Annotated in this window: 11 protein-coding genes; 9 read left to right on the plus strand and 2 right to left on the minus strand. The window is 69.7% G+C overall.

What is annotated here, in order from left to right:
* Positions 1 to 18: 18 nt before the first annotated feature.
* From RPX00_RS16595 to RPX00_RS16635, 9 genes are read left to right on the plus strand one after another with little or no spacing between them, the layout of a single operon-like run.
* Entirely contained in the window at positions 19 to 1326 is a 1308-nt protein-coding gene (locus RPX00_RS16595; protein ID WP_406640411.1) for an exopolysaccharide biosynthesis protein, read from the plus strand.
* Positions 1323 to 2900: a Wzz/FepE/Etk N-terminal domain-containing protein gene (locus RPX00_RS16600; RefSeq protein WP_406640412.1), complete on the plus strand. Its 1578-nt coding sequence runs from the start codon at positions 1323 to 1325 to the stop codon at positions 2898 to 2900. Before RPX00_RS16595 ends, RPX00_RS16600 begins: the two co-directional genes overlap by 4 nt.
* Before the next feature lie 13 nt (positions 2901 to 2913).
* Complete coding sequence (asnB, locus tag RPX00_RS16605; protein WP_406640413.1) at positions 2914 to 4818, plus strand: asparagine synthase (glutamine-hydrolyzing); 1905 nt, start codon at positions 2914 to 2916, stop codon at positions 4816 to 4818.
* Positions 4815 to 6980: a bi-domain-containing oxidoreductase gene (locus RPX00_RS16610; RefSeq protein WP_406640414.1), complete on the plus strand. Its 2166-nt coding sequence runs from the start codon at positions 4815 to 4817 to the stop codon at positions 6978 to 6980. Before asnB ends, RPX00_RS16610 begins: the two co-directional genes overlap by 4 nt.
* Positions 6980 to 8860 (plus strand): alginate lyase family protein, encoded by a 1881-nt coding sequence (locus RPX00_RS16615; RefSeq protein WP_406640415.1) that lies wholly within the window; start codon positions 6980 to 6982, stop codon positions 8858 to 8860. Before RPX00_RS16610 ends, RPX00_RS16615 begins: the two co-directional genes overlap by 1 nt.
* Before the next feature lie 18 nt (positions 8861 to 8878).
* The gene (locus RPX00_RS16620; protein ID WP_406640416.1) at positions 8879 to 10390 is read left to right on the plus strand and encodes a right-handed parallel beta-helix repeat-containing protein; all 1512 of its coding nucleotides are present in this window, start codon (positions 8879 to 8881) and stop codon (positions 10388 to 10390) included.
* The gene (locus RPX00_RS16625) at positions 10383 to 11591 is read left to right on the plus strand and encodes an O-antigen ligase family protein (RefSeq protein WP_406640417.1); all 1209 of its coding nucleotides are present in this window, start codon (positions 10383 to 10385) and stop codon (positions 11589 to 11591) included. Before RPX00_RS16620 ends, RPX00_RS16625 begins: the two co-directional genes overlap by 8 nt.
* Positions 11588 to 12757: a glycosyltransferase family 4 protein gene (locus tag RPX00_RS16630; protein WP_406640418.1), complete on the plus strand. Its 1170-nt coding sequence runs from the start codon at positions 11588 to 11590 to the stop codon at positions 12755 to 12757. The genes RPX00_RS16625 and RPX00_RS16630 overlap by 4 nt, the downstream gene beginning before the upstream one ends.
* A gap of 8 nt (positions 12758 to 12765) precedes the next feature.
* Entirely contained in the window at positions 12766 to 13407 is a 642-nt protein-coding gene (locus RPX00_RS16635; protein ID WP_406640419.1) for a phosphatase PAP2 family protein, read from the plus strand.
* Between the two features lie 49 nt (positions 13408 to 13456).
* Here RPX00_RS16635 and RPX00_RS16640 read toward each other — a convergent pair whose 3' ends face one another.
* Complete coding sequence (locus RPX00_RS16640) at positions 13457 to 14605, minus strand: SGNH/GDSL hydrolase family protein (protein WP_406640420.1); 1149 nt, start codon at positions 14603 to 14605, stop codon at positions 13457 to 13459.
* A gap of 5 nt (positions 14606 to 14610) precedes the next feature.
* Positions 14611 to 16044, minus strand: coding sequence for an FAD-dependent monooxygenase (locus RPX00_RS16645; RefSeq protein WP_406640421.1), 1434 nt, complete (start codon positions 16042 to 16044; stop codon positions 14611 to 14613).

The following is a 16044-nucleotide window of genomic DNA, read 5'->3' on the forward strand; positions in this document are numbered from 1 at the left end:
ACAATACGCCTCCCCGTCGTGGCGAAGGTGGTGCGTCGTCGGTGGCGAGCGTTGTTGCTGCTCGCGGTCGTCGGCGCGGGTGTCGGGGCCGGGGCTTCCACGGTGCTTTCCCCGGGGTACGAGGCGCAGGCCAGCGTGTTGCTGCAGGGGCCGCGTCAGCCGGACGAACTGCTGACCGAAGCGCAGGTGGCGACGAGTTCGGTGGTGCTCGACCGGGCGTCCGCGGCGCTGGGGCTCGGCGTGCGCGGGACGGATCTGCAGAAGTCGGTCAGCACGTCGGTCGCGCAGGGCAATGTCGTGACGCTCACCGCGAAGGGCGACACCCCGGAGCACGCGCAGCAACTGGCCGACCAGGTCGCCGGTGAGTTCGTGAAGTATTCGACGCAATTGCTCGGAAATTCCGCCGATCAGGCCGCGCAACTGGCGCAACAGCAAAAGGAAGCGCTGCGGCAGCAGGTCACGCAGACCAACCAGCGGATCCTCGACCTGTCGAAGTCGGTGGCGAACGGCGACACCGTCGAGGGCGTGCAGGCGCGCACCGCGTTGCAGGGCTTGCGGACGGCGCTGGAGCAGGCGGTCAACAACCTCAACGCGGCGGACGCGGCGACTGGTGCGGGCAACATGGTCGTGCTGGGTCCGTCCGAGCGGCCGTCTTCGCCGTCGGCACCGACGTTCCTGCAGTTGACGGTCGGCGGCGCGGTGCTGTTCTTCGTGCTCGGGGTGCTGGCCTATCTCTTCGGTGCCCGGACCGACCGGCGGCCGCGCAGCGAAGCCGAAATCGGTGCGGCGTTGGGTGCTCCAGTGCTGGCGAGCATTGACGTCGCGGCGGCTTCGGAAGCGCCGGTGAAGTGGTGGCGGAAGGCGGTCGGGAACGAACGGCCGTGGAATCTGCCCGAGGTGCCGGCGTCGGCGGACGAAGCGGCTCGGGAAGTGCGGTACCGCCGCGTGCTCGCGCGGCTGGGGGCGGATCGCGACGGAGTGTTGCGGTTGCTCATCCTCACGCCGCTCGGGGACTCCGGAGCGCGGGAGGTCGCGGAGCAGTTCGTCAGCACGGCTCGCGGAGAACGCATCCGGGTCGAGGTGGCGGTGGCCGAAATCGAGGTGGTACCCGGGGCGCGGCCGATCGTGCCGGACGGAACGGCAGGGGTGCTCGTGGTGGTGTCGCTCGGCTCGCGCAACGCGTGGGAATTGGTTTCGATTGCGGAGGCTTGCGCGGACGCGGGCCACGAAATTCTCGGTGCCGTGCTGGCCAGGGAAGTGCACGTCGGCGCTGGGCCTAAGCGCAAGCCGGTGGAGCGTGCTGGCGAGCTGGCGGGTGCGCGGTGAGCGCCGGGCAGGTCCAGCCGCTGGTCGATCTCCAGCGGCTGGTGGTGGCGCTGCGGCGCAAACGGCGGTTCTGGCTGACGACCGCGCTGGCCGGGCTGATTCTCGGCTGTGCGGTGGCGATCCTGCTGCCCGCGCCGCCCACCGCGGTCACGAAGATCATGGTGATCCACCCGGACGATTCGCCGACCGACAGCGGCACGCTCATGCGCACCGACGTCGCCGTGCTTTCCACGGCGAATATGGCCGCGGCGGCGCTGAAACGGATCAACAGCACCGAATCGCCGTCGGATTTCCTGAAGGACTACTCCGGGCTCGGCCTCACCAACAACGTCATGCAGGTGACGGTCAAGGCGAAGACCAAGGACGACGCGGTCGCGAAGGCGAAGGCGCTCGCGGAGGCGTTCATCGCCAACCACACCCAGCGCACGCAAGCCGCCGCGACCGGTCGCTCGAAAGCGTTGCTGCAGCAGCGGGATCAGGCACAGGCGCAGTTGGTCGACGTCGACAATCAGGCGGCGACGGAGGTCGCGAAGGGACGCAATTCCAACGCGGGCGTGCTGGAGCAGCTGTACACACAGCGCGCGAACCTGGTGTCGAAGATCGCTGATCTGCAGAACCAGGCGCAGCAGGCCGGGATCGGGTCGCCGGAGGTCATCGCCGGGACGCAGATCGTGGACGCGCCGGCGATCCAGCCGGTGTCGAAGCTGAAGACCTATGGCACGGACGGCGGGGTCGGGCTGGCCTTGGGCCTCGCGCTCGGGCTCGCGTTCGCCGGGGTGAGCGCGCTGGTCCGGGATCGGCCGGTATTGCGCCGCGAAATTTCGCAGCACCTCGGGGCCTCGGTGATCGCGCAGGTCGGGGTGAAGCCGATCGGTCCGGCGAAGCTGTGGCGGCGGTCGAAGGCGGTCACCGAGACCAGCCGGGTCGCGCTGACACTGGCGCGGGCGGCGCGGGAGGACCGGGCTTCGTTGTCGCTGCTGGAAATCGGCGCGGCTTCGACCGCGGCGGAGCTGGCGGTGGAACTCGGCCGGTCGCTGGCCGAGGACGGGCCGGTGGTGCTCGTGGACGACCTGCCGGGCAAGGAAGTGTCGCGGCTGCCGGTGGAGGGGAACGTCCAGGTCGTCGAGGCCGGCGACCCCGCGGTGGCGCGAGCGGTGCGCCGGGTCGGGGTCGGCACGGCCGCTCCGGGCACTGCGTGGACCGATCTGTCGGCACTCGGCGCGGAGACCGTGCTCGTGGTGAAGGCCGGGTTCGCGAACACGCAGTGGCTGCACACCGTCGCTCGGCAGCTCGCCGACTGCGGGGTGCCGATTCTCGGCGTGGTGCTGGTCGACCCGGATCCGAAGGACCGCACCGACGGCACGTTGTGGGACGGGCTGCACACCGCGTTGCGCGGGCGCGCGGCGGTGGTCGCGAAGAAACAGGACGACGCGGTGGTCGAGCTGGAGCTGAGCGACGAGACCAAGCCGATCGAATGGCCGCGGAAATCCGAACGCCGGCTCCGCCCGATCGAACGGATGGACGTGGATCCGGACGCACCGACGAGGCGGCTCAAACCCGTTCAGGAAAGCTAGGGGGACGAAGCGCATGTGCGGCATCGCGGGCGCGTACAGCTGGCCGGACGGCGGCCCGCTCACCGACCGGCTCACCCAGTGCCTCGCGCACCGGGGGCCGGACGGCGACGGCCGCTACGACCACCGGGGCGTCCACTTAGGACACCGACGGCTGTCCATCGTGGACCTGTCGGAAACGGGCGCGCAGCCGATGACGGCCGAGGGCCTTGCCCTGACCTACAACGGCGAGCTGTACAACGCGCCGGAGCTGCGAGCCGAACTCGAAGCCGCCGGGGTCCGGTTCCGCGGCACCTCCGACACCGAGGTGCTGCTGCGGGCTTGGCGGGAGTGGGGGACGGACTGCCTGCCGCGGCTGCGCGGGATGTTCGCCTTCGCGGTGTACGACGAACGCACGGGCGAGCTGGTGCTCGTGCGGGACCAGCTGGGTATCAAGCCGCTGTTCTTCGTGCGCCGCGGCGGTGGGGTCGTGTTTGCGTCGGAGCTTAAAGCGCTGGCTCGCGAACTCGGCGACACCTTGCACGTCGACCAGGCAGCGATGATCGCGTCGCTGCTGTACTACTGGGTTCCCGACAGCCGGTGTGCCTACCGCGAGGCGGAGAAGTTGCCGCCCGGCACCTGGCTGCGGTTCCGGCCGGACGGGAGCACGGACACCGGGACGTACTGGTCGCTTCGTGAAGTCGCCGAGGAAGGCGCGGCGTATCGCGGCGAGGTCGACCTGCACGCGGTCATCGAGGACTCCACGCGCAAGCACCTGCTGTCCGACGTCCCGGTGGCGACCTTCCTCTCCGGCGGCCTCGATTCCAGCTACCTCACCGCGCTGGCCGCGCGCGAGCAGCCGGGGATTTCGGCTTACACGATCGGTTTCCGTCCCGAGGACGCGAAATTCGAGGCAATGCCGGACGACCTGCGCTACGCCCGGATCGTCGCCCGGCAGTTCGGCGTGGACCTGCACGAGATCGAGATCGCGCCGGACGTGCAGGAGCTGCTGCCGAGGATGACGCACCACCTCGACGAACCGATCGGCGATCCGGCGGCGATCAACTCGTACCTGATCTGCTCGGCCGCGCGCGAGGCCGGGGTGAAGGTGCTGCTGTCCGGGATGGGCGCGGACGAGCTGTTCGCGGGGTACCGCAAGCATTTGGCGAACCTGCTGGCGTTGCGGTACCGGCGGGTTCCCGGGGTGGTGCGTCGGGCGATCGGGGCGGCGGTCGACCGGCTGCCGGTCGCGTCGTCCACGCGCGGCTATCGGTCGGTGCGGTTCGCGAAGCGGTTTCTGTCCTTTGCGGACCTTCCGGAGGAGACGGCGTTCCGGCGCAGCTACACCATGTACGACCGGACGGAGCTGCTCGACCTGGTTTCGCCGGATCTCCAGTCCGAAGTGGACGATGTGCTCACCGAGCACGCCGACGTCTACTACGACACGAAGCTGACCGACCAGGTCAACCGGATGTGCCTCGCCGACGCGCGGATGTTCTTGCCCGGCTTGAATCTCACCTACACCGATCGGTCCACAATGGCCGCTTCCACCGAGGTGCGAACGCCTTTTGTGGACGTCGAGGTGGTCCGGGCGGCGTTCCGGGTGCCCGGCCGGGAGAAGATCGCCGGACGGCAAGGCAAGGTGGCGTTGAAGAAAGCGGCCACGGCGATCCTGCCCGACGAAATCGTGTACCGGCCGAAGGGCCTGTTCAGCGCGCCGCTGCGGGCATGGATGAGCCGGGACCTCGCGCCGCTGGTGCGGGAGGTCATCGAAGACGGCGTCCTGGTCGAGTCCGGTTTCCTGCAGCGCGACGCCTTGCGGCGGCTGGTAGCCGAGGACGCCGCCGGGCGCGAGGACCGCGCGAAACACCTTTGGCACGTGCTGACCCTCGAGTACTGGTACCGCGGTGCCCTCCGCGGAGAGCGGCTAGGAGTCCAGTGAAACAGGTAGTGCAGAACTACAAGAGCGGCGAGCTGGCCCTGCTCGACGTCCCGGTGCCGGCGTGCAAACCGGGCGGCGTGCTGGTCCGCAGCCAGTATTCGCTGATCTCGACCGGCACCGAGATGATGAAGGTGTCCGAGGCGGGGATGTCGTTGCTCGGCAAGGCCCGGTCGCGGCCGGACCAGGTCGCGAAGGTCATGCAGAGCGTCGCGACGAACGGGCTCGCGGCGACGTATCGCAAGGTGTCCGGGAAGCTCGATTCCTATACGCCGCTTGGCTATTCGCTGTGCGGCGTGGTCGAGCAGGTCGGCGAGGGCATCGATGACGTCGTGGTCGGCGATGTCGTGGCGTGCGCCGGGAACGAGCACGCGCTGCACAGCGAGCTGAACTGGGTGCCGAAGAACCTGTACGCGAAGGTGCCGGCTGGGCTTTCGCCGCGCGAGGCGGCCTTCGCGACGGTCGGCGCGATCGCGATGCAGGGCGTCCGGCGCGGCGAACCGCAGCTCGGCGACCTCACGCTGGTGATCGGGCTCGGCCTGATCGGGCAGCTGGTGGTGCAGCTGCTGGTGGCGACCGGTGCGCGCGTCGTCGGCGTGGACCCGGACGCGCAGCGCTGCGAACTCGCGCGGGAGCTGGGCGCGCTGGCCTGCGGGCACCCGGCTTCCGGCGAGATCGACCAGGCGGTGGCCGAGCTGTCCGGCGGACACGGCGTCGACCAGGTGTATCTCGCCGCGGGCGGGGCGTCGAACGATCCGGTGGAGCTGGCCGCGCGGCTCGCGCGCGATCGCGGTCGGGTGGTGGACATCGGCAAGATCTCGCTGAACCTGCCGTGGAACGCCTACTACGAGAAGGAACTCGACGTCCGGTTCTCCCGGTCCTACGGGCCCGGCCGCTACGACCCGGCCTACGAGCTGGAGGGCCGCGACTACCCGATCGGCTACGTGCGCTGGACGGAACGGCGCAACCTCGAATGCTTCCTCGACCTGGCCGCGCGGGGCAAACTCGATGTGTCTCCCCTGATCAGCCACACCGCGGACTTCGCGAAGGCAGTCGAGACCTACCGGGCGCTCAACGAGGGTTCGCTCAAGGCGGTCGCTGTGCTGTTCCGCTACCCGGACGCGCCGCCCGCCGAGGACGAAGGCGTGGTGTCGGCGGTTCCGGCGGCCCCGGTTCTCGACAACCGGCCAGATCCGTTGCGGGACTTGCGGATCGGGTTCATCGGCGCGGGCAACTACGCGTCGTCGATGATCCTTCCGCACCTGGCCGGGGACGAACGCGTGCTGCTCACCGACGTCGTCACCACGTCCGCGCTTTCCGGAGCCAACGCGAAGCGCAAGTTCGGGTTCGTCTCGGCCAGCACCGACGTGGACGCGCTGCTCGCGGACGACCAGGTCAGCACGGTCTTCGTGGTGACCCGGCACAGTTCGCACGCTGAGCTGACGCGCCGGGCGCTGCTGGCGGGCAAGGCGGTCTTCGTGGAGAAGCCGCTCGCGTTGTCGGAGAAGGAATTGCGCGGCATCGTGGACGCGGTCGCGGAATCCGGCAACAACCGGCTGCAAGTCGGGTTCAACCGCCGGTTCGCGCCGCTGCTGGTCGAGGCGAAGAACCAGTTCGGCCCGCGGGTCGGCCCGGCTTCGGTGCGGTACCTGGTCAACGCGGGCCGGTTGGACGCGAACAGCTGGTACAACCAGGCCGACGCGGAGGGCAGCCGGTTCGTCGGCGAGGGCGGGCACTTTATCGACACGGTCAGCTGGTTCCTCGGCAGCGACCCGGTTTCGGTCTACGCCACCGGCACGCCCGGCAACCACGACCTGCAGGTGCTGCTGCGCTACGCCGACGGCTCGACCGCGTCGATCAGCTATATCACCAGCGGGAGCACGGCGTTTCCCAAGGAAACGCTGGAGGTGCTCGCCGACGGGAAAGTGCTGAAATTCGACGATTTCGTCCGTGCCTCGGTGTTCGGGCGCAAGCGCTGGACCAGCTCGCGGCTGCCGAAGGCGCGCGACAAGGGGCAGCAGGCGGAACTGGACGCCTTCATCACCGCGTTGAAGACCGGCGTCGCGATGCCGATCAGCCTCGACTCGCTGGTGTCGACGACGCTGGCGACGCTGGCCGTGCACCGCAGCCTCGAAACCGGCGCGCCGGTGCGGTTGGAGCCGTGATGGACCCGTCCTGGTACCTGCGCCGGCTGTCCGCGATGGGGCCCGCCGAGATCGTCGGCCGGGTCGGCGACGTCGTGCGCAAACAGCGGTGGCGCGGCGAAGCCGAGCGGCAGCCGGCCTGGTCCGCGCGGCGGATCTTCCCGGCTTGGCCCGCCGAGCCGGAGGTGCCCGCGACCGGGCGGGAGCGGCTGGTCGCGGCGGCGGACCGGCTGATGGACGGGCACGCCGAGTACTTCGGCGTGGCGCGGGACGACCTGGTCGCGCCGGACTGGGCGTTCGACCCGAAGACCGGCCGCCGCGCGCCGGGGGACCGGTACTCGTTCGAGATCCCGTACCGGGACGAGAACCTGACCGGCGACATCAAGCAGATCTGGGAACCCTCGCGGCATCAGCATCTGACCGTGCTGGCCGCGGCCTACCGGGTGACCGGCGACGACCGGTACGCGCACCGGGTGGCCGACCATCTGAAGTCGTGGTGGGCGGCCAATCCGCCGATGCGCGGCGTGCACTGGCTGAGCGGGATCGAGCTGGGCATCCGGCTGCTGTCGTGGGTGTGGGTGCGGCGGCTGCTGGACGGCTGGTCCGGCGCGTCCGCGCTGTTCGAGGACAATCCCGAGGCGCTGCGGCAGATCTGGCACCACCAGCGGTGGCTCGCGGCCTTCCCGAGTCGGGGCACCTCGGCCAACAACCACGTGCTGGCCGAGGCCGCCGGGCAGCTGGCAGCGACGTGTGCGTTCGACTGGTTCCCGGAGTCGGCTCGCTGGCGCTCCGACGCGCTTCGCTCGCTGGACTTTCACTTACGGGACAACACTTTCACGTCCGGACTGAACCGCGAGCTGGCCACCGAGTACCACGGCCTGGTGCTGGAGCTGGGCCTTGCCGCCGCGCTCGAGGCTGGACCGCGGCTGCCGCGCTCGACCTGGCTGGAACTGCGGGCGATGTGCGACGCGCTCGCGGCCATTGTGGACTGTGCGGGCCGGCCGCCACGCCAAGGCGACGCCGACGACGGCTACGGCCTGATCGTGGACGGACCGCCGACCGACCGCTGGCATTCGCTGCTGGCCACCGGCGACGCGCTGTTCGGCCGGGCGGAGTGGTGGCCGAAGATGCCCGCCGACGACGTGCGCACGGCGTTGTTCGCGGCTCTGCGCTCGGCGGTGCCGCAGCTGGACAACGTTCGCGAGCGGCCGGTTTTCTCCGACGCGGGCATGACCATCCTTCGCAGCGACAACGGCCCGGAGATCTGGTGCCGCTGCGACAGCGGCCCACACGGCTTCCTCGCCATCGCCGCGCACGCGCACGCCGACGCGTTGTCCATTGAGGTCCGGCACGACGGCGTCGACATCCTTGCCGACCCGGGAACGTACTGCTACCACGGCGAACCCGAGTGGCGCGCGTACTTCCGCTCGACTTTGGGGCACAACACGCTGCAGCTCGGCGGGGTCGACCAGTCGACTTCCGGCGGGCCGTTCCTGTGGACGCGGCACGCTCAGTCGCGAACGCTCGCCGCGACGCCCACCCAGTGGCAGGCCGAGCACGACGGTTACGCCCCCGCGTTGCATCGCCGCACCGTTGAGCTGTCCGGCCGGACGCTGACCGTGGTCGACGAGGTGACCGGCGGCGGCCCCGCCAAGCTTGCCTTCCACCTCGGGCCGCTACTGGATGTCGAGCTGACCGGGAACACCGCCCAGCTCACCTGGCCCGGCCGGACCGCGACGCTGGAGCTTCCGTCCCAGCTCGCCTGGACCGCGCACCGCGGCGAGACGAATCCGCCGCTGGGCTGGTACTCACCCGGCTTCGGCCGCCGCGAGCCCGCTACGACGCTCGTCGGCTCCGGTCCGGTCACCGGGCCGCTGACCACCGTGCTTCACCTGCCCTGATCGTCGAGAGGATCCACCGTGCGAAGGACATTGGTGCCGCTGCTGGGAGCCCTGCTCCCGCTCGCGCTGGCCTCGTGCACCTCGTCCGGAGCGGCGCCCGCCCCGGTCGCCGGGTCGACTTCGCCGCAGGGCCCGGTCGCCGCGGTCTGCGACCACGCGTCGCCGGGCCCGGCGACCGCGCCCGCCGGTGCCGTCCCGGTGGATCCGGCGGTGGTGGACGACCTGTCGGCCAAGACGAAGAACTCCCCGCCGGGCACCACGTTCTGGCTTGCACCGGGCACGCATCGGCTCAGCGACGACGAATACGCCCAGATCCAGCCCAAGGACGGCGACGTCTACCTCGGCGCTCCCGGCGCGGTGTTCGATGGGCGCAAGAAGAACCGGTACGCCTTCGCCGGGCCAGGCAAGGACGTCCGGCTCGAATCGTTCACGGTGCAGGGCTTCACCGCGCCGCGCGACGAAGGCGTGGTCAACCACGATTCGGCCGCCGGCTGGGTGATCCAGCACCTGACCGTGCAGGACAACGACGGGGCCGGGCTGATGGCCGGGCCGAAGCAGCAGGTGCTCGACAGCTGCCTGCGGCGCAACGGCCAGTACGGCATGAACGCCTACTCCGGCAACGCGGTCGTGACCGGTCTGGTGCTGCGCGGCACCGAGATCACCGGCAACAACACCGCGAACTGGGAGGCCAAGGTCCCGGAATGCGGCTGCACCGGCGGCGTGAAGTTCTGGGCGGTGGACGGCGCGGACGTCGTCGGCAACTGGGTGCACGACAACCGCGGCACCGGCCTGTGGGCGGACACGAACAACAACGATTTCCTGATCGAGGGCAATCTGATCGAAAGCAACGACAGCACCGCGATCATCTACGAGACCAGTTACAACGCGATGATCCGCAACAACACGTTCCGCCGCAACAACCTGCTCGACGGCCGCGCGCACGCCGACCGCGGCGATCCGTTCCCGTCCGCCACGATCTACCTTTCCGAATCCGGCGGCGAACCGCGGTTGAAGGCCCGGACGAGCACTCTCGAAATTTCCGGAAACCTGCTGCAGGACAACTGGAACGGCATCATCCTGTGGGAGAACGCCGACCGGTTCTGCAACAGCCCGGCCAACACGTCCAGCGGCTCGTGCACGAAACTGGTGCCGAACGTCAGCACCTGTTCCGCGCCGGCGATCTCGCAGAAGCCGCTGTACAACGACTGCCGGTGGAAGACCCAGCGGGTACTGGTGCAGCACAACCAGTTCACGCTCAACTCGAAGGCGCTCGGCTGCGAGGAGATCTGCGGCCGGACCGGCGTGCTGGCGAATTTCGGCAGTTTCCCGGATTGGTCGCCGTATCAGGGTGCGGTGATTCAGCAGGCGATCACGTTCCAGCAGGAGAATTCCTGGCGGGACAACGTTTACGCGGGGCCGTGGACGTTCGTTGCCAAGGAAATGAGCAACATCATCGGCGTCGGTGAGTGGCAGAGCGCGCCGTATCACCAGGATGCGAATTCGAGTTACCGGCCGAACGGGGGTGGCTGAGGTGGCATTGCGTTCGGAAGTTGCTGTCGAAGCGCCGCCGAAAGCGGTCGGCGCGGCGTGGGCGCTGCTCATTCTCAACACGCTCGGCTCGGCGGGCGCGCAAACCGTGATCCCGTTGCCGCGCACGGTGATCCAGCTGGTCACCATGGGCGCGCTGATGACCGCGTTCCTGCTCGCGCTGGTGCTGAACCTGCGGATCCGGATCCGGCCGAGCGCGTACCTGATGCTCCTGTCGTTCCTGCTGCTCACGAGCATCGTGGCCAGCGTGCACCTCGAATCGGGCTTCGGCGCGCTGTTCCGGTGCTTCCGGTTCGCGGTGTTCGTCGCGACGCTGTGGCTGCTCAGCGGCTGGTGGGACGGGTCGTTCACGTTCGTGCGGGCGCACATCCGGATGTTCGGCGCGGTGCTGATCTCGGTCGTCGTCGGGCTGGTGATCGCGCCGGGCAAGGCGATGCCGGACGTCTACGGCGGACGGCTTACCGGCGCGTTGTGGCCGTTGACGCCGCCGCAGATCGGCCAGTACTCGGCGGTGATCGCGGGCCTCGCGGTGCTGATGTGGCTCGGCAAACGGACGGACGCCAAAAGCGCGTTGATCGTCGTCGTGCCAGCGCTCGCGGTGCTGCTGCTGACGCATACCCGCACCGCGACACTCGGGCTCGTCGCCGGGCTGATCGTCGCGTTGCTGTCGCTGGGCCTGGTCAGCGCGCGGGCGCGCAAGGTGTTCGCCGGGATCGTGCTGGTCGCCGGTTTCGCCGCGGTGGTGCTGGGCGGCCTGCTGCAGACGTGGTTCCTGCGCGGCCAGAGCACCGACGATTTCTCCAGCCTGACCGGCCGCGCGAAGGTGTGGGACGCGCTGCTATCCGCGCCGCGGAGCGGATTCGAGTACATCTTCGGCGTCGGCCTCACCGATAAGTCCTACGACGGCCTGCCGATCGACAACAGCTGGCTGGCGATCTACCACGAGCAGGGGCTCGTCGGGATCGGGCTCGTCGCCGCGATCCTGCTGGTGCTGATCGCGGTCGCGGTGCTGCGGCCGCCGTCGCTGGCGAGGGCGTGCGCGATTTTCTTGATCGCTTATTGCGTTTCCGCGTCGTACACCGAGGCCGGGCTCGGCGACGCGTCACCGTATCTGCTGCATCTGGCGGTCGCCGCGTCGTTGCTGGCCACGGGCGGTGCTCCGGCGAGGGAGAAACTGGCGTGAAGGTTCTGGTGGTGCACAACCGCTATCGGTCGGAGCAGCCGAGCGGCGAGAACAACGTCGTCGACGCCGAGGTCTCGTTGCTGGCCTCGGCGGGCGTCGAGGTGCGGCGGTTCGAGCGGCACAGTGACGACATCGCGTCGATGCCGTTGGCGCGCAAGGCTTTGGTGCCGCTGCAGGTGCCGTGGAACCGAGCGTCGCGGACGGAGTTGCGGGCGCAGCTGCGGCGGGACCGGCCGGACGTCGTGCACGTCCACAACACCTTCCCGCTGCTGTCCCCGTCGGTGCTGGCCGCGTGCGCCGAGGCGCGGGTGCCGGTGGTCGCGACGCTGCACAACTACGGCCTGGTCTGCCCGCCCGGCACGCTCTACCGCGACGGCCGGATCTGCACCGACTGCGTGGGCGGCCTGCCGGTCCCGGCGGTCCGGCACGGCTGTTACCGCGATTCGGCCGCCGCGACCGTGCCGATGGCGGTGAACCTGCTGGTCAACCGCGAGCGCTGGCGGGCCAGCGTGACCCGGTTCTTCTGTATCTCGGACGCGCAGCGCCGCATTCTCGTGGACGCAGGCATGCCGGCGTCGCGGATGACCGTGAAGCACAACTTCGTCCCGGACCAGGGGCGACGACGCATCGGCGACGGTGAGCATCTTCTGTTCCTCGGACGGCTCACCGAGGAGAAAGGCATCCCGCTGCTACAAGCGGCGTGGGAGCAGTACTCCGGCAAGCTGCCGCTGCTGATCGCCGGGACCGGGCCGTTGTCCGACGAGGTCGACGCCTGGGCGGCGAACCGGGACAACGTGTCCTACATGGGCCTGCAGGACCGGGCGTCCTGCCAGGAACTGATAGCGCGCGCGGCGGCGGTCGTGGTGCCTTCGGCGTGGCTGGAAGCGTTCGGTCTCGTGGTGGTGGAGGCGATGGCCGCCGGGGTGCCGACGGTCGCGCCCGCGCACGGGGCCTTCGAAGAGCTGATCACCGACGGCGTCACCGGCTTGCTGCACCAGCCGAGCGACGCGGCCGCGCTCGCTGACGCGCTTCGCGAGGTCGCCGACGCCGAGCGGAACCAGGAGATGGGAGAGGCCGCGCGACGGCGGTACGAGGCTGACTTCACCCCTGAAGTGGGATTGAAGCGGCTGCTCGAAGGCTACGAGGAAGCGATTTCCACGGTATGAAGGAAGGCGTGCGCGACCGACTGAAGACCTCGCCCCTGGCGCTTCCGGTCGTTCTGCGCACGCCGTCGCTGGTCTTGGCCGCGCTCGGGTTCCTGACGCTGATCGCGCTGGCTGTCCGGTTCGCCGGACACTCGGTGCCGAGCGCGTTCGACGCCCCGCTCCTGCCCGGCCCGGACCTCATCGGCGACCCGTGGTGGTACTTCGCGACGGCGATCGACTTCTGCGGCGAGCCGTTGGGTGCGGCACTGATCCTGGTCCTGGTGATCGGCGGTTGCCTGCTCACCCACCGGCTCCGGACGGCGGTGCTGGCCGTGGCCGGCTGCGGGCTGACGGTCGTGGTGACGTCGGTGCTGAAGCCGTTGACCGGGCGGACGATCCACGGCAGTTACCTGTCGTTCCCCAGCGGCCACACCGCTTTCGCGACCGCGCTGGCGCTGACCGGAGCTTACGTACTGGCCGGACGGTCGAGCCGGGTCGCGGCCGTGGCGTGGACGCTGGGGCTCGCGCTGGTGTTCGGGTTCCTGATGGCATGGGCCGAGGTCGGACTGGGCGCGCACTACCCGACCGACACGATCGGCGGTTTCGCGGCTGCGCTGGCGATCGTGCCGGTCACCGCCTACTGGGTAGACCGGATCGCTGATCGTCCGTGAAGGACTCCTTGAGGGAATCAGATTCCCTCAAGGAGTCCTTCACGGACGGTTAATGCCGGAACAGTTCCAGGTCGAAGGCTTCGGCGATCGCCGTGTGCCCGGCGTCGTTCGGGTGGACGCCGTCGGCGGAGACCAGGCCAGCGCGTGTCTTCGTCGGTTCGGCCGGGTCGCGTAGTGCGGCGTCGAGGTCGGTGATCGCGTCGAACTTGCCGCTGTCGCGGATCCAGTGGTTCACCTGTTGGCGGGCTTCCTCGAACTCCGGCGTGAAGACCGGGGAGCCACCGATCGGCGGCAACGTGCAGCCGACAACGCGCAGGCCGTGCGCGTGCGCGCGGGTGATCAGCTGGCGGTAACCGTCGATGAGATCCGCCGCGGTGGCCCGTTCACTTTCCGGCATCCCCGGCAGGGAGCCGAAAATCAGGTCGTTCCCGCCCTCGGACAGGATGACCCAGCGGGCACCTGGGCGGGCCAGCACGTCGCGGTCGAAGCGGGCCAGCGCGCTGGTGCCCATGCCGTCGGTCTCGCGCAGGACGCGGTTGCCGGAGATGCCCATGTTGACCACCGCGCGGGGCGGAAGACCAGCGAGCCGGCGGGCGAGCACGGAGGGCCAGGGCGCGTCGGCTCCGGGCGTGGTCTCCATACCGTCCACAATGGAGTCACCGAAGGCGATGACGGTGGCGGCGGTGCCGGGCGCGAGCACGTCGATGCCGGTGAGCCACAGGTACGACTGGAACTCGATGGCGTCTTCCAGCTTCGACGAGGCGGTTTGGTCGCCCGGGGCGAGCCACGCCGTGCGGAGACCGACGTCGTGGATCGTCGGGGTGACCTTCTCGTCGGGGAGATACAGCGAGACGGTCAGGTCAGTCTGCGCAGCCACGGGGTACTCGATCGGGTCGCTGTAGATCTGTGCGCCAGTCGGCAGCGTCACTTCGGGACGGTTGTTGAAGGTCAGCTGTGTGCCGTCAAGGACGGCAGCACCAATGCGGACTGGGGCGTGGCCGAAGGAGTTTGAAAGGGCAATGCGCACGGCGGTGCCGCCGACCGTGGAACGCGCCACCATGCGTACGGTCTGCGCGCTGACGGTGCCGAGGGTCGGTTCCGGCGGTGCGTCGTCGGGCATTTCCGGCCCGCCGCCCGGCTCGGCCGCCGGTGCCAGCTGCTGCGCGGTTCCCCAAGCAGCGATCCAGTGGTTTTCCATGATGTCTACCTCCAGAACCAGTGGGAGAGGGCGTCTTCGAACGAGCCGTGGCCGCTTGCCCAGGCGACGACGCCGTCCGGCCGGATGAGCAGGGCGTCGTAACCGAGGTCATCGCGTGCCGGGATGGCCTGGTACTGCACGCGGTAGCGCGCCGCCGTGTCGCGCAGTCGGTCGTCGGCGGTGAAGTCGAGGGCGACGCCTTGACCGTCGTGCAGTAGTTCGCCGAGGCGGGTGCCGTCGGCGAGGCGGAAGTTCGGTGCGCTGTGGCCGACCAGTTCGTCGCTGAGCGACCGGCCGGACGTGCGGGCAAAGACGTACGTGGTGCCGTCGCGGGTCGACAGGAGATCGCGCGTTACGGCCTGGATCGCCCGGGAGTGCGGGTCCGGGCGCATGACCGCGACCTGGGCGCGCGACCAGTCGAGCACCTTCGCGCCGACCGGATGACGTTCGGTGAAGTAGGTGTCGAGCAGCCCGTCCGGCGCGTGCCCACCGACCGTCGCCGCGAGCTTCCAGCCCAGGTTCATCGCGTCCCCGATGCCGAGGTTGAGGCCCTGTCCGCCGAGCGGCGAGTGGATGTGCGCGGCATCGCCGGCGAGCAGGACGCGGCCGCGCCGGTACTCGGTCGTCTGCTTCGCCCGGTCGGTGAAGCTGGACGCGAGCTGCACCTCGTCGAGCGTCACGTCGGTGCCGGAAACGCGGCGCAGCACCGCTTGCAGGTGCTCGCGGGTCGGCGGCTGGGAACGGTCGTAGGCACCGCCGTCGAAGTCCATCACGCCGAAGTGGCCGGGCATGGGCGTCGTGAGGTACATGCCGTTTGGGGTCAGCGTGAAGCCAGGGTTCAGCTTCTCCGGATCGGCGATGGTCGCCAGCGCGGCGTACCCGGTGAGCTGCGGCTCGGTGCCGTCAAAGGAGAAGCCCGCGAACCGGCGCACCGCGCTGCGGCCACCGTCGCAGCCGACGAGCCAGCGGGCCGGATACTCGTCCTGACCAGCCTGGACGACCACCCCGTCGTCGTCCTGGACGAGACCGGAGACCTCGACGCCGCGCCGGATCTCGGCACCGAACTTGACTGCCCGTTCGGCCAGCACCGTCTCGACCGCGTCGAGGCTGGTCATGATGCCGTCGAAAGCCGGATAGGGCACATCGACGTTGGCCGGGTCGAGGGCAATACCGGCGAAATGGCCGGCCGACCGCGGGCGCACCTGCTCCTCGGCGGGCGGCAGCCCGGACTCGGCCAGCAGCGCGGGCAGTATTCCGCGGCGGTAGAACGCCTCGACTGACCCGGTTGACAGCCCGCGCATCCCGAGCGGCATCGTTCGCCACGCGGAATGCGGGTCGGATTCCTTCTCCAGCACGAGCACCGAACTGCCCGCGAGAGCCAGTTCGCCAGCGAGGAACAGGCCGACCGGCCCGGCCCCCGCGATCACTACGTCATGCAT

Source organism: Amycolatopsis sp. WGS_07, from assembly GCF_045278895.1.
Lineage (GTDB): Bacteria > Actinomycetota > Actinomycetes > Mycobacteriales > Pseudonocardiaceae > Amycolatopsis.